At 74.0% G+C, this 20,040-nt stretch carries 15 protein-coding genes; 9 read left to right on the top strand and 6 right to left on the bottom strand.

The window, feature by feature from the left end; translation table 11 throughout:
- Positions 1–5: 5 nt before the first annotated feature.
- The 4 genes from PKE99_RS29575 (at position 6) to PKE99_RS29590 (ending at position 4,752) form a co-directional block, all read left to right on the top strand.
- Positions 6–818 carry an MBL fold metallo-hydrolase gene (locus PKE99_RS29575; protein WP_037049375.1) on the top strand — a complete coding sequence of 271 codons (813 nt, stop codon included), beginning with the start codon at positions 6–8 and terminating at the stop codon, positions 816–818.
- Positions 819–825: 7 nt separating this feature from the next.
- Positions 826–1,533, top strand: a complete 708-nt coding sequence (locus PKE99_RS29580; RefSeq protein WP_051737829.1) for a DedA family protein — start codon at positions 826–828, stop codon at positions 1,531–1,533.
- On the top strand, positions 1,530–3,725 hold the full coding sequence (locus PKE99_RS29585) for a phage holin family protein (protein ID WP_231498321.1): 2,196 nt from the start codon (positions 1,530–1,532) through the stop codon (positions 3,723–3,725). Before PKE99_RS29580 ends, PKE99_RS29585 begins: the two co-directional genes overlap by 4 nt.
- A 322-nt stretch (positions 3,726–4,047) precedes the next feature.
- Positions 4,048–4,752, top strand: a complete 705-nt coding sequence (locus tag PKE99_RS29590) for an alpha/beta fold hydrolase (RefSeq protein WP_037049190.1) — start codon at positions 4,048–4,050, stop codon at positions 4,750–4,752.
- A 15-nt stretch (positions 4,753–4,767) separates the two neighbouring features.
- Here PKE99_RS29590 and PKE99_RS29595 read toward each other — a convergent pair whose 3' ends face one another.
- A complete protein-coding gene (locus PKE99_RS29595) occupies positions 4,768–6,258 on the bottom strand; it encodes a long-chain-fatty-acid--CoA ligase (RefSeq protein WP_037049188.1) in 1,491 nt (496 codons plus the stop codon).
- A 153-nt stretch (positions 6,259–6,411) separates the two neighbouring features.
- Between PKE99_RS29595 and PKE99_RS29600 the strand changes: the two genes are divergently transcribed.
- The 3 genes from PKE99_RS29600 to PKE99_RS29610 all read left to right on the top strand — a co-directional run bounded on the left by PKE99_RS29600 (position 6,412) and on the right by PKE99_RS29610 (position 10,880).
- Positions 6,412–8,754: an FHA domain-containing protein gene (locus tag PKE99_RS29600; RefSeq protein WP_037049185.1), complete on the top strand. Its 2,343-nt coding sequence runs from the start codon at positions 6,412–6,414 to the stop codon at positions 8,752–8,754.
- A gap of 91 nt (positions 8,755–8,845) precedes the next feature.
- A complete protein-coding gene (locus PKE99_RS29605) occupies positions 8,846–9,634 on the top strand; it encodes a GIDE domain-containing protein (RefSeq protein WP_037049182.1) in 789 nt (262 codons plus the stop codon).
- Between the two features lie 67 nt (positions 9,635–9,701).
- Positions 9,702–10,880, top strand: a complete 1,179-nt coding sequence (locus tag PKE99_RS29610) for a CaiB/BaiF CoA transferase family protein (protein ID WP_037049180.1) — start codon at positions 9,702–9,704, stop codon at positions 10,878–10,880.
- An 81-nt stretch (positions 10,881–10,961) separates the two neighbouring features.
- Here PKE99_RS29610 and PKE99_RS29615 read toward each other — a convergent pair whose 3' ends face one another.
- Positions 10,962–12,443, bottom strand: a complete 1,482-nt coding sequence (locus tag PKE99_RS29615) for a S1C family serine protease (protein ID WP_231498320.1) — start codon at positions 12,441–12,443, stop codon at positions 10,962–10,964.
- A gap of 181 nt (positions 12,444–12,624) precedes the next feature.
- Positions 12,625–13,791, bottom strand: coding sequence for a thiolase family protein (locus tag PKE99_RS29620; protein ID WP_037049178.1), 1,167 nt, complete (start codon positions 13,789–13,791; stop codon positions 12,625–12,627).
- Between the two features lie 304 nt (positions 13,792–14,095).
- On the opposite strand from PKE99_RS29620, the gene PKE99_RS29625 reads away from it, so the two are divergent.
- Positions 14,096–15,358, top strand: a complete 1,263-nt coding sequence (locus PKE99_RS29625; protein WP_037049363.1) for a TMEM165/GDT1 family protein — start codon at positions 14,096–14,098, stop codon at positions 15,356–15,358.
- A gap of 53 nt (positions 15,359–15,411) precedes the next feature.
- On the opposite strand, the gene PKE99_RS29630 is transcribed toward PKE99_RS29625, so the two are convergent.
- The gene (locus tag PKE99_RS29630) at positions 15,412–16,632 is read right to left on the bottom strand and encodes an acyl-CoA dehydrogenase family protein (protein WP_051737828.1); all 1,221 of its coding nucleotides are present in this window, start codon (positions 16,630–16,632) and stop codon (positions 15,412–15,414) included.
- A gap of 375 nt (positions 16,633–17,007) precedes the next feature.
- Positions 17,008–18,159 (bottom strand): dimethylsulfone monooxygenase SfnG, encoded by a 1,152-nt coding sequence (gene sfnG / locus PKE99_RS29635; RefSeq protein WP_037049177.1) that lies wholly within the window; start codon positions 18,157–18,159, stop codon positions 17,008–17,010.
- Positions 18,160–18,439: 280 nt separating this feature from the next.
- Here sfnG and PKE99_RS29640 point away from each other — a divergent pair, with 280 nt between their 5' ends.
- Positions 18,440–19,234 carry a DUF1684 domain-containing protein gene (locus tag PKE99_RS29640; RefSeq protein ID WP_037049175.1) on the top strand — a complete coding sequence of 265 codons (795 nt, stop codon included), beginning with the start codon at positions 18,440–18,442 and terminating at the stop codon, positions 19,232–19,234.
- Positions 19,235–19,252: 18 nt separating this feature from the next.
- On the opposite strand, the gene PKE99_RS29645 is transcribed toward PKE99_RS29640, so the two are convergent.
- A complete protein-coding gene (locus PKE99_RS29645) occupies positions 19,253–20,017 on the bottom strand; it encodes a helix-turn-helix transcriptional regulator (RefSeq protein WP_197040743.1) in 765 nt (254 codons plus the stop codon).
- Between the last annotated feature and the right edge of the window lie 23 nt (positions 20,018–20,040).

Here is a 20,040-nt window from a genome sequence, read left to right on the forward strand (position 1 = left end):
CGGGCGTGCAGCACCCGGCCCTGCGCTTCCTCGGGCACTCGACCACCCGCCTGGAGCTGGGCGGGCGCGTCGTCCTCACCGACCCCGTCCTCACCCCGCGGGTGTCGCTGCTGCGCCGCGTGGTGCCGCCGCTGCGCGCCGAGGACTGGGTCGACGCGGACCTCGTCCTGATCTCCCACCTGCACGGCGACCACCTGCACCTGCCCTCGCTGCGGCTGCTCCGTCCCGACACCCGGGTCGTGGTGCCGCGCGGGGCGGCCGAGTGGGTGCGCAGGCGCGGCGTGCGGCGCGTCGAGGAGATCGACGTCGGGCAGGAGATCCGCGACGGCGGGGTGCGGGTCACCGCGGTGCCGGCCGCGCACAGCGGGCACCGGTGGGGCCCGCGTTCCACCCGCGGGCCGCAGTCGCCGGCGCTCGGGCACGTCCTGGAGGCCGACGGCCTGCGCATCTACGCCGCCGGCGACACCGACCTCTTCGACGGGATGGCCGACCTCGGGTCCCTCGGCCTGGACGTCGCCCTGCTGCCGGTGTGGGGCTGGGGCCCGAATCTCGGCCCGGGGCACCTCGACCCGGAGCGGGCCGCCGAGGCCGTCGACGTGCTGCGGCCCCGGCTCGCCGTCCCGGTCCACTGGGGGACGCTGGCCGTCGCCGGGCTGACCCGCGCACCGGCCGGGCACGGCGCACGGATGCGGGCGCTGCTGCACGACCCACCGCACCGGTTCGCCGCCGCGGCGCGGGAGCGGGGCAGTACCAGCACGATCACGATCGCCCGGCCGGGGCAGGACGTGCCGCTCGACGGCGAGGGGCACCGGGAATGATGTCCGCGTGACGGGCACCTTCGCGGCGGACTGGACGAACCCGCAGGCCATCGGCTACCCGGTGCTGATCGGCGGCGTCCTGCTCGGGTCGGTCGTCCCGGTGGTGCCCACGGGCGCGGTCGTCGGCGCGGCCGCCGCCGTCGCGATGACGACCTCGCACCTGTCGCTCCCGCTGGTGCTGCTGGCCGCGACCCTGGCCGCGTTCGTGGGCGACGTCGTGACCTACGGGGTCGCCCGGCTGGGTGGTGGGGCGGCGGTGCGCTTCGTCGCCCGCGGCCAGACGCCGGAGCAGCTCGCCCGGGCCCGGGCGCGGTTCAGGCGACACGGGTGGCAGCTGATCGTCGTCGGGCGGCTGGTGCCGGCGGGGCGGATCCCGGCGCTCGTGGCCGCGGGCACCCTGGGCTACCCGTGGCGCCGGTTCCTGCCGTCGGCGCTGGTCGCGTGCCTGCTGTGGGCGGTCGCGTACGCCCTGCTCGGCATCCTCTCCGGCGGGCTGTTCGACGACCCGCTCGTGGCCACGCTCGGTGCTGCGGTGCTCGTGCTCCTGGTCGGCGCGCTGTCCGCGGGGATCGCCCGGCTGGTGCGACGACGGCGCGCCCGGCGTGCCCCGGACGTCGTCCCCGACGAGCCGGGGGAGATGATCGATCCCGCGGCCGGCCCGGCGCGGCGCGGCCCGCTGCCGCCGCCCACGCCGACCGACCAGGAGCGCCCGTGAACCGGACCGGCCCGATCGTCCGCGACTACCGCGCGACGCCCGTCGAGCGCGGGCCGCTGCTGCGCGGCGGGCGCGTGGTGGCCCGCGTGGTGCTGGTGTGGGCCCTGGTCACGGCCGCGCTGCACCTGCTCGACGTCTGGCTCACCGGGTTCGCCATGGCCGGCTGGTGGCAGCCCACGGTCTGCGCGCTGCTGCTCGGCCTGCTCACCGCCGTCGTCTGGCCGTTGGTGCTGCGGGTCGCGCTGCCGCTGGCCCTGTTCACCCTCGGCCTCGGCAGCTTCGTGCTGCTCGCGGCTGCGGTGCTCGCGATCTTCTGGCTCGTGCCGGGTGTGGAGCTGACGAACATCCGCACCGCGTTCGTGGTGGTCGTGGTGATGACGGTGGTCAACGCCGTCGCCACGAGCCTGCTGGCCGTCGACGAGGACGAGCTGTTCTTCCGCCGCGCGGTCCGCCGCAGCCGGCGGTCGGCGGCCCCGGAGCAGCAGACGCCCGGGGTGCTGTTCCTGCAGATCGACGGGCTGGGCCACGACACCGCGCGCCGCGCCGTCCGCGACGGGACCATGCCGACGCTGGCCCGCTGGCTCGCCGAGGGCAGCCACACCCTGCAGCACTGGACCACGGACTGGAGCTCGCAGACCGGCGCCAGCGTCTCCGGGATCCTGCACGGCAGCAACCACGACATCCTCGGGTTCCGCTGGTACGAGAAGGACCGCGACCACGTCATGGCGTGCGCGCACCCCGCCGACGCCGCCGAGATCGAGGGCCGGCACTCGGACGGGCGCGGCCTGCTCGCCGTCGACGGGGCGAGCCGCGGCAACCTCTTCACCGGCGACGCCCCGCACTACAGCCTCACGATGAGCACGGTGACCGTGCTCGGCGGCAAGCGCTCGGCGCGGCGGCGCGACCACGTCGGCGGCGGGTACTGGGCCTACTTCGCCAACCCGGTCAACGGCATCCGCACCTTCGCCGGCGCGCTGGTCGACGCGGTGCGCGAGGTCGTCGAGGCGTCCTCCCAGCGGCGGGCGGACGTCCGGCCGCGCACCCACCGCGGCGGCCTCTACCCGCTCGCCCGGCCCGGGACCACGGTGATTGCGCGGGACGTCGTGGTGTCCGCGCTGATCGAGGACATGCTCGCGGGCCGGCCCGTCGCCTACGCGGACTTCCTGGGCTACGACGAGGTCGCCCACCACTCGGGCATCGAGCGCTTCGACTCGCTCGCGGTGCTCCGCACGATCGACCAGCAGATCGGACGGCTGCACCGCGCCGCGCAGCTCGCGCCGCGGCCGTACCTCGTCGTGTGCCTGTCCGACCACGGGCAGACGCAGGGCCAGGCCTTCGCCGACCGGTTCGGCGAGTCGATCGAGCAGTACGTCGGCCGGCTGTGCGGGGCCCCGCCGCCGCGGCCGCGCCGGCGGCTCTTCGGCCGCACCCCCGCCGAGCGGTCCACCCGGCGGGCCGCGGAGGGCTGGCAGGTCGGGGCGGCGCTGGCCGAGGCCTCGTCGGGCGGGGGGTTCGTGGCCAGGCGGCTGCGGGCGCGCGTGGAGAAGGCCGGGGCCTCGCCCGCGAAGCACCGCACCGAGTCCGGGAAGCCGGGCGAGGTGGTGCGGGCGGCGCCCGGGGTCGTGGTGTGCGCGTCCGGGCACGTGGCGATGGTGTCGTTCACCGAGCACGAGGGGCGGGTGGAGCTGGAGACGATCGAGCGCGAGTTCCCCGACCTGCTGCCCTCGCTCGTCGACCACCCCGGGATCGGGTTCGTGCTGGTCCGCAGCCGGGAGCACGGCGCGGTGGTGCTCGGCCGGGACGGCGTGCACCGGCTCGCGAGCGGCGCGGTGGTCGGCGACGACCCGCTGGCGGACTACGGCGAGCACGCCCCCGACCTCGTCCGCCGGGTCGACACCTTCCCGCACTGCCCCGACATCATGATCAACAGCCGCTACGACCCGGCGACCGACGACGCGTCGCCCTTCGAACCGCACGTCGGCTCGCACGGCGGGCTCGGCGGTCCGCAGAGCCGCGGCTTCCTCCTCGCCCCTGCGGAGCTCGCCGACCCCGGCGAGATCGTCGGCGCCGAGCACCTGCACCGGGTGTTCCGGGGCTGGCTCACGGACCTCGGCCACCCCGAACCGGCGACCGACCGCCCGGCTCCCCAGGTCGCCGACGTGGCGGAGGAGCGGGCCGCCCGGGTGCGGTGATCGTTCCGAGCGTGACAGGAGCGCCGGTCGGGGAGCGGTGGTGTGACGCTCGCGTTCCCCGCAGCGGTGATCCTTCTGAGCGTGACAGGAGCGTTGGGTGGGGTGCGGTGGTGTGACGCTCGCTTTCCTCGCGGCGGTGATCCTTCTGAGCGTGACAGGAGCGTTGGTCGAGGGACCGTCATGTGCCGCTCGCGCCGATCATGCTGCCGGTGATTCTCCCGAGCGTGACAGGAGCGCTGCGCCGACAGCAGTGCAGTGACGCTCGCCCTCGCCCGGGCCGCGGTGGCAGGCTGGGTGAGCGGGTCGCGAGGGGGCGGGTGCGATGGGTGAGCAGATCGTGCTGGTGCACGGGCTGTGCCACGGCGGATGGTGCTGGCGCCCGGTGGCGCGACTGCTCCGCGAGGCGGGGCACGAGGTGTTCACCCCGACCCTGACCGGCCTGGGGGAGCGCGCCCACCTGCTCACCCCGGAGGTGGGCCTCACCACCATGATCCGCGACGTCACGGCGGTGCTGGAGGCCGAGGAGCTCACCGACGTCCTGCTCGTCGGGCACAGCTTCGGCGCGCTGCCCGTGCTGGGGGCGGCCGAGCGGGCCCGGGACCGGATCCGGCGGCTCGTGCTGCTCGACGGCCTGGTGGTCGAGGCGGGGCGGCGCGCGTTCGACGCCCTGCCCGAGGACGTCGTGCTGCAGCGGGAGCTCGACGCGAAGCGGCGCGGCCACGGTCTCGCGCTCCCGCCGCCGCCCGCCGAGGCCTTCGGGGTCACCGACCCGGACGACGTCGCGTGGGTCGAGCGCCGCATGACCCCGCACCCGCTGCGCAGCTACCGCGAACCGCTGGCGCTCGACGGCCCGCTCGGTGCCGGCCTGCCGGTCACCTACGTCCACTGCACGCAGCCCGTCTACCCGGCGCTGGCGTCGTCCCGCCAGGTGGTGAAGGACTTGGCCTGGGAGTGGCGGGACCTGCCCACGGGGCACGACGCGATGGTCACGGACCCCGAGGGCACGGTCGCCGCCCTCCTCGGCTGAGCGGGGGCGCCGGGCCTACACGTCCGCCGGCGGCTCGACCTCGCGGCGGAGGATCTTGCCCGTCGGGCCCTTGGGGAGGGCGTCGACCAGCCAGACCGCGCGCGGGTACTTGTAGGCGGCGAGCCGGTCCCGGACGAAGTTCTTCAGCTCCTCCGGGTCGGCCTCCTCGCCCGGCTTGAGCGCGACCGCGGCGCCGATCTCCTCGCCGAGCTCGGCGTGCTTGATCCCGACGACGGCGGCCTCGGCCACGGCCGGGTGCTCGTAGAGGGTCTCCTCGACCTCGCGGGGGTAGACGTTGTAGCCGCCGCGGATGATCAGGTCCTTCTTGCGGTCGACGATGGTGTAGTAGCCGTCGGCGTCGCGGGTGGCGATGTCGCCGGAGCGGAACCAGCCGTCCGGGATGGCCGCCTCGGTCGCCTCGGGGCGGTTCCAGTAGCCCTTCATGACGTTCTCGCCGCGGATGGCGATCTCGCCGGGCTCGCCGTCGGGCACGTCGCGGCCCTCGTCGTCGACCACGCGCATCTCGCAGCCGCGCACCGGGAAGCCGATGGTGCCGGGCTTGCGCGGGCGGCCGGGCTGGTTGAACGAGGCGACCGGCGCGGTCTCCGACAGCCCGTAGCCCTCGAAGACCTCGCAGCCGAAGGTGGACTCGAAGTTGCGCAGGATCTCCACGGGCATGGCGGAGCCGCCGGTGATGCACGTGCGCAGCGAGGACATGTCCGCGTTCGCGGCGTCGGGGGAGTGCAGCATCGCCGCGTACATGGTGGGCACGCCCTCGAACACGGTGACCTTGTCCCGGGCCACGACCTGCAGCGCCTTGGACGGGTCGAACCGCGGGATCAGGGTCAGCGTGGACCCGGCGACCACGGCGGCGTTGAGCCCGCAGGTCAGGCCGAAGACGTGGAACAGCGGCAGGCAGCCCATGATCACGTCGTCGGCGCTGATCTCGATGAGCGTCTCGACCGTGGTACGGGCGTTGGAGTCGAGGTTGTGGTGGGTCAGCTCGGCGCCCTTGGGCTGCCCGGTGGTGCCGGAGGTGTAGAGGATGACGGCGGTGTCGGAGTCGGCTCGCTCGACGGCCTCGGGCGCGGGAGTGCCGCCCAGCTCGGCCGGGCCGGTCGCGGGCACCACGATCCCCGGGATCCCGACGGCCTTCGCGGCCTCGGGCACCACGTCGCCCGAGCCGTCCCAGCCGTAGACCAGGGACATCCCCGAGTCGCCCAGGTAGTACTCCACCTCGCGCGCCTTGAGCAGCGGGTTCATCGGCACCACGACGGCACCCGCCAGCAGCGCGCCGTAGAACAGCACCGGGTAGGCGGGAACGTTGGGCAGCACGAGCCCGACCCGGTCGCCGGGGTTGATCCCGCGCTCCTTCAGGTCCCCCGCGACGGCGGCCGCCGCCTCGTGCAGCTGCCGGTAGGTGAGGACGTACTCGTCGAGCTTCACGGCGGTGCGGTCACCGTGCTCGCGCGCGGTCGCGACGAGGTTCGCGGCCAGGTTGGTCATCGTCGACTCTCCGGGGTTACGGGCGGGTAGCTTGCCGGGACACTACCGGCCTCTCCTCCCAGGGGCGCACACTCGGGTGGCGTGCGCAACCGGACGATCCGGGCGCCACCGTGATCGGTGACGGCGCCCGGTCCGCCCCGATATCGTCCGCGCATGACGCCGCCCGCCCTGGAGATCGTCGTCGGCGGGCGGCGGCTGCCGGTCGCGCCGGGCCGCCCGTTCGTGATCGGCCGCGGCCCGGAGGCGGACCTCGACGTCGGGCACCCGCGAGCCTCGCGCCGGCACGTGATCGTGGAGCACACCCCGCAGGGCTGGACGCTCACCGACGCCTCCCGCAACGGCACGTGGGTCGACGGCCGGCGGGTCACCACCCTTCCGCTCGCCGGCCCGGTCTCGGTGAGGCTCGGCGACACCGCCGACTCCGCGGTCGTGCAGGTCCTGCCCGTGAGCGCACCCCCGGCGCCACCGGCGGTCCCGGCGCCGGCCGATGTCCTGGCCCGGCAGGGCGGGCAGACCTCGGTCCGGCACGTCCTCACCACCCGGCTCACGGTGGGGCGCCTGCCGGACAACGACGTCGTGCTCGACGACCTCCTCGTCTCCCGCCGCCACGCCGAGCTGCACCGCAGCGGCGCGGGCTGGCGGATCGTGGACCTGAACAGCGGCAACGGCACCTTCGTCAACGGCGTGCGGGTCACCTCCGCCGAGATCACCCCGCGGGACGTCGTCGGCATCGGGCACGCGCTGCTGCAGCTGCAGGGCGACCGGCTCGTCTCCGCCGAGGACACCGGCGACGTCGGGTTCTCCGTCCAGGGCGCCTCGGTCACCACCGACTCCGGCAGGACGCTGCTCCGGGACGTCTCCTTCGCGCTGCCGGGCCGGAGCCTGCTCGCCGTCGTCGGGCCGTCCGGGGCGGGCAAGTCGACCCTGCTGCGCGCGCTGACCGGTTCCCGCCCGGCCGACGTCGGCGAGGTCCGCTACGCGGGCCGCGACCTCTACGCCGAGTACGACGAGCTGCGCCACCGCATCGGCCTCGTCCCGCAGGACGACGTGCTGCACCCCCAGCTCACCGTCCGGCGCGCGCTGCGCTTCGCCGCCCGGCTGCGCTTCCCCGCCGACGTCCCGGAGGCCGCCCGCGAGCGTCGCATCGACGAGGTGCTGGCCGAGCTGAACCTCACCGAGCAGGCCGGGCAGCGGATCGACACGCTCTCCGGTGGCCAACGCAAACGCACCTCCGTGGCCCTCGAGCTGCTGACCCGGCCGAGCCTGCTGTTCCTCGACGAGCCGACGTCCGGCCTCGACCCGGGCCTGGACAAGTCCGTCATGCAGACGCTGCGCGGGCTGGCCGACGGGTCCGACACGCGGTCGGGCAGCGGCGGCCGGACCGTCGTCGTGGTCACCCACAGCGTGCTCAACCTCGACCTCTGCGACCGGCTGCTGGTGCTCGCGCCCGGCGGGCACGTCGCCTTCTTCGGGCCGCCGCGGGAGGCGCTGGAGTACTTCGGCGCGCCGGACTACGCCGAGATGTTCCTGCTGCTGGAGCGGGTGCCGGGGGAGACCCTCGCCGCCCGGTACCGGGAGTCGCGGCAGCACTCGCGGTACGTCGCGCAGCCGACGGCGGGGATGCCGCGGGTCGTCGAGCGGGCGGCGCCGGAGGTGGCGCCGCGCCAGCAGGGCTTCGGCGCGCAGCTGGGCGTGCTGTGCCGCCGCTACCTGGCCGTGATCGCCGCCGACCGGCAGTACGCGATCTTCCTCGTGGCGCTCCCGCTGGTCCTCGCGGCGCTGGCGCGGCTCGTCCCCGGCGACTCCGGGCTGAGTACGACACGGGCGCTGGAGCTGCAGGAGGTCCAACCGAGCCAGCTGATGCTGGTCCTGGTGCTCGGCGGGGCGCTGATGGGGGTCGCGGCGGCGATCCGCGAGCTGGTCAAGGAGCGGCCGGTCTACGTCCGGGAACGCGCGATCGGGCTGTCGATGCCGGCGTACCTGCTGTCGAAGCTGCTGGTGCTGGGCGTGGTCACGGGGCTGCAGGCGGCGGTGTTCACGCTGCTCGCGCTGGCGGGACGACCCGGGCCCGACTCGGCCGTCGTGCTCGGGTCGGGCCTGCTGGAGGTGCTGCTGGCGGTCGTCGGCGTGACCGTCGTGACCATGCTGGCCGGGCTGGTGATCTCGGCGGCGATCGGCAACGCGGACCGCGGCATGCCGCTGCTGGTGCTGGTCCTGATGCTGGAGCTGGTGGTCAGCGGCGGGCTCTTCCCCGTGGCGGGCTACGCCGGGCTGGAGCAGCTGGCCTGGCTCGTCCCGTCGCGCTGGGCCTTCGCGATGGGTGCGGCGACCGTCGACCTGAACCGGGTCGCGCGCGGCGGCCCCGACCCGCTGTGGACGCACGACGCCGCGCACTGGCTGCTCGGCGCCGGGGTGCTGGTGGGCATGGCCGGGGTGCTCGCCGTCGCGACCGGGCTGGTGCTGCGGAGGCTGGACCCCGTGCGCCGACGCCGGTAGCCCGCACACCGGGTGTGGTGCCAGCACACCTCCGCCGGCCCCGCGCGCTCCCTAGCGTTCCCCTCACCGCTTCACGAGAGGAACGACGACCATGGTCTGGTTCGGGATCATCCTGCTGCTGGCCGCCGGCGGCTGCCTGTGGGGGGCCGGCCGGTCCCGGCGCAAGGTGCACGCGATGACGGCCGCGGAGACGCTCTCGGTGCCCGAGCTGCTCGAGCTGCAGGGCATCTCGGCCGAGCTCACCGGGCCGGGGCAGTTCCGCAAGGTGTGCGAGGTCGTCGGCGAGACGGCGGCGGCGCCGGTGGGCCTGCTGCGTTCCGAGCTGGCCGGCGTCGACTGCGTGTGGCACGCGCACCGCGTCCAGCGCCGCTACAAGCACTACGACCGGGACTCCGACGGCGACACCCGCGTCACCACCCGCACCGAGACCGTCGCCGAGATCAGCTCCCCGCACGGCTGGGCGCTGCGGCGCGACGGGCACACGATCGGCGTCGACCACGGCGGCCGGCGGCCCGACGGCGTCGAGACCGTCGTCGACCGGTTCGAGCCCGCGCACGACCACCGGCCGCAGGGCGCGCTGGCCGGGGCGATCTCGGTGCTCGGCGCGCTGGCCGGCGGCGACCGCGACGAGACCATCGGCTACCAGCACACCGAGTGGGTGCTGCGGCCCGGCACGCGGATGTACGTGCTCGGCGAGGTCGACGACCGGGACGGCCCGCTCGTGGTCCGCGCGCCGCGCGACGGCTCGCCGTTCGTCATGTCCACGAAGACCGAGGAGGAGCTGACCGATTCCGCCCGAACGGGTCAGCGCATCTGGGCCTGGATCGGCGCCGGCCTCGGCCTCGCCGGCCTCGCGCTGGTGGTGCTCGCGGTCCTGTAGCGGTCCTGCAACCGTCCGCCCGGCCGTGACCTCGCGTCGCGCCCGGGCCGGTATCTAGAGTCGGGCCGTGGCTGATCTCCCCCCGCTCGACCCCGACGAACCCACGCCGACCGGCCCGCTCGCCGGGGTGGTGGTGGCCGACTTCTCCCGGGTCCTCGCCGGCCCCTACGCGACGATGCTGCTCGGCGACCTCGGCGCGACCGTGGTCAAGGTCGAGGGCCCGACCGGCGACGACACCCGCACCTGGCAGCCGCCCACGGTCGACGGGCCCGACGGCCCGGTCGCCACCTACTACCTGTCGATCAACCGCAACAAGCATTCGGTGGTCCTCGACCTGAAGGACCCCGAGGACCTGGCGGTCGCCCAGCAGCTCGCGGCCCGCGCGGACGTGCTGATCGAGAACTTCATGCCCGGCTCCACCGCGAGGTGGGGCCTGGACGTCGACACCGTGCGCGGGACCAACCCGTCGATCGTCTACTGCTCCATCAGCGGGTTCGGCGACGCGGGCGGCGCGAAGCTCGGCGGCTACGACCTGCTGATCCAGGCGACGTCCGGCCTGATGAGCCTGACCGGCGACCCGGACGGCACGCCGTACCGGGCGGGCGTCGCGGTGTTCGACGTGATGACCGGGCTGCACGCCGCCGTCGCGATCCTGGCGGCGCTGCGGCACCGCGACGCCACCGGCGAGGGCCAGCACGTGAAGACGAACCTGCTGTCCGCGGCGCTGTCGAGCCTGGTCAACCAAACCTCGGCGTACGTCGCGGGCGGCGTGGTGCCGAAGCGGATGGGCAACGCCCACCTCTCGCTGTTCCCCTACGAGCCGCTGCCCACGGGCGACGGCGAGCTGATCGTGATCGCCGCCAACGACCACCAGTTCCGCCGGCTCTGCGGCGCCGTCGACGCACCCGAGCTGCTGGAGGACCCGCGCTTCGGGTCGATGGTCGAGCGCACCCGGCACCGCGACGAGCTGCGCCCGCTGCTGCTCGAGAAGCTCGCCACCAAGGGCGCGCAGGAGTGGTTCGACGTGCTCAGCGCGGCCGGCGTGCCCTGCGGCCCGATCAACACCGTGGACCAGGGCATCGAGCTCGCGGAGAGCCTCGGCCTCGCCCCGGTCGTGCACCCCGGCGGCGGGCCCGGCGGGGTCCGCAACCCCGTCGACTACTCGGCGACCCCGCCGGACTACCGCCGCACGCCGCCGGCCCTCGGCGCGGACACCGACGCCGTCAAGGCGTGGTTGAAGGGCTGAGAACGGGACGGGCCGGGCGGGGGAGGGGATCCCCGCCCGGCCCGCGCCGGACCGGCCGCGCGTGCGGCCGGGGTCTGGTGCTCAGCCGCCGCCGTTGCCGCTTCCGTTGCCCTCGCCGCCGAACGGCGAGCTGCCGCCGAACGGGTTGAGCTGGCCGAACGGGTTGCTGCTGCCGCCGCCCTGGCTGGTGCCGCCGCTGCTGGTCGTGGCGCCGGTGTCCTTGGTGCTGCCGAGCGTCACGTCGACCGTGCGGGCCGCGGACCCGGTGCCGACCGTGAGCGTGACCTTGTCGCCCGGGGCGTAGGAGCCGATCCGGGCGACGAGGTCGGAGAAGTCGCTGACCGTCGAGTCGCCGACCTTGGTGACGACGTCACCGGCCTTGATCCCGGCCGCCGCCGCCGGGCCGCCGTCCGTCACCGCGGCGACGGTCGCGCCGTTCTCCGTGCCCGACGAGCGGGTGCTGCCCTGGACGCCGAGCACGGGCTTGGTGGCACTGCCGGAGTCGATGATCTCCTGCGCCACCCGGCGGGCCTGGTCGACCGGGATCGCGAAGCCGAGGCCGACGCTGCCGCTGCTCTGCCCCGCGGTCGCGATCGCCGAGTTGATGCCGACGACCTGGCCGTCGAGGTTCACCAGCGGGCCGCCGGAGTTGCCCTGGTTGATCGGGGCGTCCGTCTGCAGGCCGTTGTAGACGACGCCGGAGCCGTCCTCGCCCTGCACCTGGACCGTGCGGTTGAGGGCGCTGACGATGCCGGTCGTGACGGTGCCCTCGAGGCCCTGCGGCGACCCGATCGCGACGACCTGCTGGCCGACCGCCACGTCCGTGGTGCGGCCGAGCTCGGCCGCGGTCAGCCCGGAGACGCCGTCGAGCTTGATGACGGCGAGGTCGTAGCTCGGCGAGGTGCCGACGATCGAGGCGGAGTGCTGTGAGCCGTCGTTCAGCGTGACCTGGATCTGCCCGGTCGAGCCCGAGACGACGTGGTTGTTGGTGAGGACGTCGCCGTCGGAGGTGAGGATCACGCCGGAGCCCTCGGCCGCGCCCTGGCCCGTGGTCACGCGGATGTCGACCGTGCTGGGGCTGGCCTTCGCCGCGGCGGCCTGCACGGTGCCGTTCGTCTGCACGTTCGAGGCGTTCGACGCCGGCTGGCCGGACAGGGTGACCCCGCTGGCGGAGCTGCCCCGGTCGAGCAGGGCGTAGGCGCCGCCGAAGCCCGCGCCGCCGCCGACGAGGCCGGCGATGAGCGCGGCCGCGACGATGCCCACCCACGGGCGGGAGGGCTTGCGGGGGCGGTCGTCGTGCAGGAAGGAGGTGTGCCCGCCGGGCGGCGGGTCGTTCGGCCCGCCGGTCGTCGCGGCCTGCGGGTCGGTGACGCCCTGCTGGGCGTAGGGGCCGTAGGCGGGGCTGCCGTAGGGGCGGGTGCCCTGGTCGGCACCGCCGTGCCCGCTCGTCTGGGCGTAGCCGGGCGTGCCGTAGACGGAGCCGCGGCCGTAGGCGTACGGCGAGCCGTAGGAACGGGTCGGGTCGGTCTGCTGGGTCGGGGCGTCCCCGGCGGAGGTGCTCACGGTGCTGTCGGTGCTGTGCGCAACGTCCCCATCGGGCCGGGAGTGACCCCGCTGCTCGTCGGTCATGCCACAGACTCTGCGCCCTGAAGCTGAGATCTGCCTGTGCTCGCCCTGGGAAAGGCCGTGCAGTACGGCACCGTTTCCGGTAAGGGGCCCCGCAGGACCCCTTACCGGGCTCCGGTCAGAGCAGCTCGACGATGGTGGCGTTGGCGGTGCCGCCGCCCTCGCACATGGTCTGCAGGCCGTAGCGGATGCCCCGGTCCCGCATGTGGTGCAGCAGCCGGGTCATGAGGATCGTGCCGGAGGCACCCAGCGGGTGGCCGACGGCGATGGCCCCGCCGAGCGGGTTGAGCACCTTGTCGTCCGCACCCAGCTCGGCCTGCCAGGCCAGCGGGACCGGGGCGAAGGCCTCGTTGACCTCGAAGGCGCCGATGTCCGAGATCGACAGGCCGCTCTTCCTCAGCACCTTCTGCGTGGCCGGGATCGGCCCGGTCAGCATCATCAGCGGGTCGGCGCCGGAGACCGCGCCGGAGTGGTAGCGCGCGATCGGGGTGAGCCCCAGCTCCTTGGCCTTCTCCGGTGTGGTGATCAGGGTGGCCGACGCGCCGTCGGAGATCTGCGAGGCGTTGCCCGCGTGGATCACCCCGTCCTCGCGGAAGGAGGGCTTGAGCTTCGCCAGCTTCTCGGCGGTGGTGCCGCGGCGCAGGCCCTCGTCCGCGGTGAACTCCGGCAGCCCGGGCACCTGGACCAGCTGGCCGTCGAAGGCGCCCGCGTCGATCGCGGCGGCGGCGAGCTCGTGGCTGCGCGACGAGTACTCGTCGAGGCGCTGCCGGGTGAAGCCCCACTTCTTCGCGATCCGCTCGGCGCCGATGCCCTGGTTGAAGTCCTCGTTCGGGAACTCGCCGCTGGTCAGGTCGGCCTCGTAGCGTTCGCGCACCAGCGAACCGAACGGGCGGCCGAGGTCGCGGCCCGCGCCGAGCGGCACCCGGGTCATGGCCTCGACGCCACCGGCCACCACGACGTCGTACTGGCCGGCCATGACCATGCCCGCGGCGAAGTCGAAGGAGGACTGGCTGGACCCGCAGGCCCGGTTGATGGTGACGCCGGGGACGGTCTCCGGCCAGCCGGCGGCGAGCACGGCGTACCGGCCGATCTGCGCCGCCTGGTCGCCGACCTGGTTCACGCAGCCCCAGACGACGTCGTCGATCACCTCGGGGTCGATGCCGGTGCGCTGCTGCAGCGCCCGCAGGACGTACCCCGACAGGTCGGCGGGATGGACGTCGGCGAGCGAGCCGTTGCGCTTTCCGATCGGGGTGCGCACCGCGTCGACGATGACGGCCTCGGGCATGGTTCCTCCGCGTCCACTCGAGAGCTATCTGAACGAACGTACGACACTGTGCGCCCGTCGAGAACCCGAGTGAACTACCTCACGGGCTCGCAACCGGGTGTCGAGCGGACTGGATCGATGAGGTAGGTTCGGCCGCAGCGAAGGGGAGTAGCTCTCAACGCCGCGGTCGACATACTGGCGATCCACATCGCCCGGCTGCGGGGCCTGACCACCACCAGGCGAGCGAGACCTTCGATCCGGTTCACGTCGGATCGAAGAGACCCCGTTCCCTCGATCCGGCCCGAGATCGAGGGGTTGTGTGGCGATGCAGGACGTGCTCGCGGCGTTCCTGATCAGTTTCGGCGTGATCTTCGTGGCCGAGCTCGGCGACAAGTCGCAGCTCATGGCACTGACGTTCGCGACACGCTACAAGACCTGGCCCGTGCTGCTGGGCATCACGATCGCCACGTCGGTCGTGCACCTCGTGTCCGTCGCCGTCGGCCACGGCCTCGGCGCCACCATCCCGACCGGCTGGATCGCGCTGGTCGCGGCCGTCGCGTTCCTCGGGTTCGGCGCCTGGACGCTCAAGGGCGACTCGCTCTCCGACGACGAGCAGGAGAAGGTCAACCGCAAGGCCCGGTCGGCGGTGGTCGCGGCGTCGGTGGCGTTCTTCCTGGCCGAGCTCGGCGACAAGACGATGCTGGCCACGATCACGCTGGCCACCCAGCACGGCTGGTTCGGCGTGTGGCTCGGGTCGACGCTCGGCATGGTCGCGGCCGACGCGCTGGCGATCGTCGTCGGCCGGCAGCTCGGCAAGCGGCTGCCCGAGCGGACGATCCGCTACGGCGCCGCGGCCGGGTTCGTCGTGTTCGGCGTGGTGCTGCTGGCCGACGCGATCGGCCAGCTCACCGGGCGGGGCGCCTGGGAGGTCGCCTCCGCCACGCTGAACCACAACCTCGCCGCCTGGCTCGCCGTCGGCCTCGGGGTCGTCGCCTGCGTGCTGGTCGGCGTCGGACGGCGCTGGGCCCGCGCCGGCGCGCGCCGCTCGCCGATGCGGACCGGGCCCGGATCGCCCGCCTGGTGGTCCCGGGCGCTGTTCGCGGTCGCGTTGCTGCTCGGCCTGGTCGCCCCGCTGCTCGTCGCGTTCGACGTCATCGAGCCGATCGCCGTGTTCAGCTCGCCGGGCTGGGTCGTGGTCGGGGTCGGGCTGCTGCTCCTCGGCGTGGCCGTGGTGCTGGCGTCGCTGGTCCAGATGGGCACGGCCCGCCGGCGCGGCCAGAACCTGGCCCTGACCAGCAGCGGCTTCTACGCCCGCGTCCGCAACCCCGCGTTCACCGGCATGATGGTCGCCACCGCCGGCGGGCTGGTCATGGCGCCCACCATGCTCGGGGTGCTGGCCACCCTGCTGATCGTGGTCGCGGTGCAGATCCAGGCCCGCGCGGTCCGCGAGCCGGGCCTCACCCAGGCCCTCGGCGAGGAGTACGCGAACTACCTGGCCCGCACCGGCCGGTTCCTCCCACGCCTGCGCACCCCGCACCCCGAACGCCGCGCCGGCCTGCCGGAGAACGACCGCGAACGCGTCGGCTGACCCCTGTGAGTGGCGATAGTCGCCATAGCGACTATCGCCACTCACGAGGTGGGTCAGCTGTACCAGGTCGGCTCGGGCAGCTCGTCACGCAGCAGGAACGCCCCCACCTCGCGCCGCTTGTAGGCGACGGGGTCGTGCAGGGTGTGGGTGCGGACGTTGCGCCAGAAGCGGTCGAAGCCCAGCTCCGTGGCGGTGGCCCGGGCGCCCAGGCCCTCGAACACCCGGCCGGTCACCTCGAGCGCGACGTCCGTGGCCCGCGCCTTGACGGCCGCCACCCGGAGCTCGTGCTCGCCGCGCTCCTGCGGCGTGACCTCCCAGGCGTTGCGGTGGATGGCCAGGCCCTCCTCCGCGACCCGGTCGGCCAGCGCCTCGACGGCCCAGAGCTTCGACGCCAGGTCGCCGTACAGGTCGAGCTGGTACGGCTCGTCGACGGCCCGCTCCTGCCCGCCGTGCAGCCACGGCCGGGTCCGGGTGCGGGTGTACTCCGCGGCCTCCTCCAGGGCGCCGCGCGCGATGCCCAGGTAGAAGCTCACGAACACGAGCTGGATCGTCGGCACGTTGAGCGTGTTGTAGACCCGCGGCTCGAACGCCTTCTCCCGGAAGCCCGCGGCCTGGTCCCACGGCACCTGGACCTCGCTGATCGTGACGCTGCCGCTCTCCGTGAGCCGCTGGCCGATGTTGTCCCAGTCGTCGTGGAACGTGATGCCGGGCTGCTGGCTCGGCACGATCGCGAAGATGTGCGTCTCCGTGCCGTCGAGCACGCCCTCCAACACCGTGACGTCCGAAACCTTGCTGCCGGTGGAGAAGGACTTGCGGCCGTTGTAGACGATGTGGTCGCCGGCGTCGCGGATCACGACGTCCTCGTCGCGCGGGTTCACCGCGCCGCCGAAGAACCACTGGTTGCGGGTGGCCTCGGACTCGACGGCCTCGATCTGCTCGGCCGTGCCGACGAGCCGGGCGGCCCAGAACCACAGCAGGTGGTAGCCGAGCAGCTGACCGATCGAGCCGTCGCCGGCGGCGACCTCGCGGATCACCCGGTAGGCGAGCGGCCACTCCTGACCGCCGCCGCCGTGCTCGACCGGGCCGAGCAGGGTGACGAGGCCGGCGTCCTTGAGCAGTTGGACCTCGGCGTGCGGGGTCTCGCCGGCGCGGTCGCGGGCGGCGGCGCCCTCGGCGAGGACCGTGCGCACCTCGCGGGCGCGGGCGAGCCACTCGTCGGGCGTCGCGGGGGTGGTCGGGAATCGGGTCTCGGGACGGTTCTCGAGCGTGGTCATGACGGGTCCTGTCGGTAGGTGTCGGGTGCGTGCAGCGGCGACCCGCGGGTGCAGGGCAATGCGGCGGCCGGGACGGAACACCGACGACCGCAGCGGGCGGGCACCGGAACGCGGCCCGCCGGGCACGCGGAAGGATCAGCAGAGGATCGCGTTATGGATCCACAACGCGCGAACTCGGGCCCTGAAATCGCATTATGGTTCCATAACGCGGCAAAACGGGGGCTGCAATTGCGTTATGGTTCCATAATGCGATCGGGATGACCCGGACAGGACTGCGTGACGACGCGGGCGTGGTCGATGTGGCGGCGGCGGGTCAGCCAGGCGTGGGCCGACCCCGCCGTGACCGTGCCGCGCCGGGACGAGCGCGGCACCCGCTCAGGAGCCCGCGACGAGAGCGGGCTGGCGGGCGGCGAGCTCCGCCTCCTTCTCGCGCACGATCGGCAGCACGTGCCGCCCGAAGTACTCGATCTCCTCCTGGAAGTGCAGGAAGCCCAGGAGCAGCAGGTTCGCCCCGCGCCGCTTGTACTCGATCGCGCGGTCCGCGACCTGCTCCGGCGTGCCGATGAGCTGGGTGCGGAAGCCGTCGTTGTACTGGACGAGGTCCTCGAAGGTCGAGTCCGCCCACATGCCGCGCTTGTCGCCCGTGGAGGCGCCCGCCTGCTGCACCGAGGACCGGAAGCCCTCGACGGCCTCGACGTCGGCCTTCGCGACGATCTCCCGCAGCTGCTCGCGCGCCTCGCGCTCGGTGTCACGGGCGATGAGGAAGCCGTTGAGCCCGAACCGGACCGCGCCCGGGCCGGTCTCCGGCCGTCCGGCGTCGCGGGCGTGCCCGCGCACCTCGTGCACCTGCTCTGTGAAGCCGTCGTAGTCCTTGCCGTTGGAGAAGTACCAGTCCGAGACGCGGCCGCCGTTCCGACGGGCGGCGGTGGAGTTGCCGCCCTGGAAGATCTCCGGGTGCGCCCGGCCCGGCACCTCGACCGGCTTGGGCTTCAGATCGAAGTCGTGGATCCGGTAGAAGTCGCCGCGCAGCTCCGCGTGGTCGCTGGTCCAGATCTCGCGCAGCGCGCGGATGAACTCCTCGGAGCGGCGGTAGCGCTCGTCGTGCTCCAGCCAGGGCTCGCCGAGGCTGGTGAACTCGTCCTTGAACCAGCCGCTCACCACGTTCACCGCAGCCCGGCCGCCGGAGAGGTGGTCGGCCGTCGCGACCCACTTCGCCAGCACGCCCGGGTGCCAGAGCCCCGGGTGCACGGCGGCGATGACCTTGAGCCGCTCGGTGGCGAGCAGCAGGGCGAGCGAGAAGCTCGTGGACTCGTGCTGGTGGTCGGCGCCGTACGACGCCATGTACCGGACCTGGGACAGGGCGTACTCGAAGCCGTTGTCCTCCGCGGTCCGGGCGAGCTTCTTGTTGTACTCGTAGCCCCAGTCGGTGCGCTGCTCCATCGTGCTCGTGACGAGGCCGCCGCTGACGTTGGGCACCCAGTAGGCGAACTTCAGCGGCTCGGCGGGGAGGTCGGGGGAAGAGGACACAGCTGTGCTCCTGCGGGAAGAAGGGGATGTCGGTACGCGCGGGGAGGCGGGTCAGCGACAGGCGCAGGAGTGCACGCGCTTGTGGTCGACGTGACGCCGGCGCGTCAGCAGGATCGTGGCCACGGGACGAGCCCACCAGACGCGACCCGGCCGGGTCAAACGGCCTCCCACATCGCGAACCCGTCCGGACAATCGGGCCGATCGGCACAGCGGGCGATCCACACCGCGGGAATCGTCGCGGCGACGAAATGCGGCCGGGCCGTGGGGCGTTCGGCCAGAGGTGACGACGACGGAGAGCACCCTGCAGCAGGACTGGGACACCTGGCACGCCGTGCGCGAGGAGGAGCTCCGCACGCCGCACGGCTGGCTCAGCCTCACCGCACTGGAGTGGATCACCGAGACGCCCACGACCTTCGACGGCGTCCCCGGCACCTGGCGCGCGACCGGCGACGGCGGCGTGGAGCTGACCGCCACGGCCGCCGACGGGCTCGTGGCCCGGGGCGCGCCGGTCGACGGCACCGTCCGGCTCGTGCCGCGGGACGGCCTGCCCGGCGCCCTGGTCACCGCGGGCGACCGGAAGATCGAGGTCGCCCGGCGCACGGACACCTATGCCCTGCGGGTGCGCGATCCGCAGGCGCCCACCCGCACCGGTTTCTCCGGCGTCCCGGCCTTCCCGGTCGACGAGCGCTGGGTGGTCGACGCCCGCTTCGAGCCCTACGCCGAGCCGCACCGGATCACGGTCGGCGCGGTGGTCGAGGGGCTGAACCACTTCCCGATCGCCGTGGGCACCGTCCGGTTCAGCGTCGACGGCACCCCGCAGGAGCTGGTCGCGCTGGCGGGCAAGGACGCCGGCCTGTCCTTGCACTTCCGCGACGCCACCTCGGGCGACACCACCTACGGCGGCGGCCGCATCCTCAAGGCCGGCGAGCCGGGCCCGGACGGGACGCTGCGGGTGGACCTCAACCGCGTCGTCAACCTGCCCTGCGCCTTCACCGCGTTCGCGACCTGCCCGCTGCCGCCGGAGGGCAACACCCTGACCGTGGCCGTCGAGGCGGGGGAGAAGCTTCCCGCCTGACCGGCGGCGACGCTGCGCTCACCTCGCCCCGACGAGCCCGAAGCGCTGTGCCCGGAGCACCGCGGTGATCCGGTCCGAGGCGCCGAGCTTGAGGTAGCAGCGCTCGAGGTGCTTGTGCACCGTCCGCTCGCCGATGCCGAGCCGGCGCGCGATGAGCCGCGTCGTCACGCCCTCGGAGAGCAGCCCCAGCACGGCCAGCTCGCGCGGGGTGAGCTCGATCGCGCGCACGGCGTCGATGCCGTCGGGCCCCACGCCGGACAACGCGGCGGCGTACGCGCGGGCCTGCCGCTCCAGCCCGTCGACCAGCCGGGCCACGCGGCCGGCCAGGGCCAGCTCGGCCTCGGAGAAGGGGTCGGCGCGCCCGGGCACCAGCGTCCTCGGCTTGCGCCCGCCGCCGTAGGGAAGGGCGAGCAGGTGGGGCACGTGCCCGCGGCGCAGCAGCGACCGGCCCTCGCCGAACGAGCGCGCGAAACGGGCCGGGACGTCGGCGAGGCGCACCGGGGCGCGGGACCCGGTCGAGGCGTACCAGCGGACCAGCGGGTGGTGCCGGATCTCCGGCGACGCGCGCCAGGCCTCGATCTCCGCTCGGGCCCCGTCGAGATCGGCGTCGGACGGGTACAGGCCGGTCCGCAGGCCGCCGCCCGGCAGCGGGTCGTTGGTGGTGACCGCGCCCGCGTCGAGGGTGTCCCGCAGCATCACCGCCACCCGTTCCAGCGGGAACTCGGTGAGCGGCTCGGCGAACAGCGCCGCCGTGAACTCCAGCCAGTCGGCCTCCGTGCGCACGTCCACCTCCACACGCCACCCGC

This window comes from Pseudonocardia halophobica, assembly GCF_027922425.1.
Lineage (GTDB): Bacteria > Actinomycetota > Actinomycetes > Mycobacteriales > Pseudonocardiaceae > Pseudonocardia > Pseudonocardia halophobica.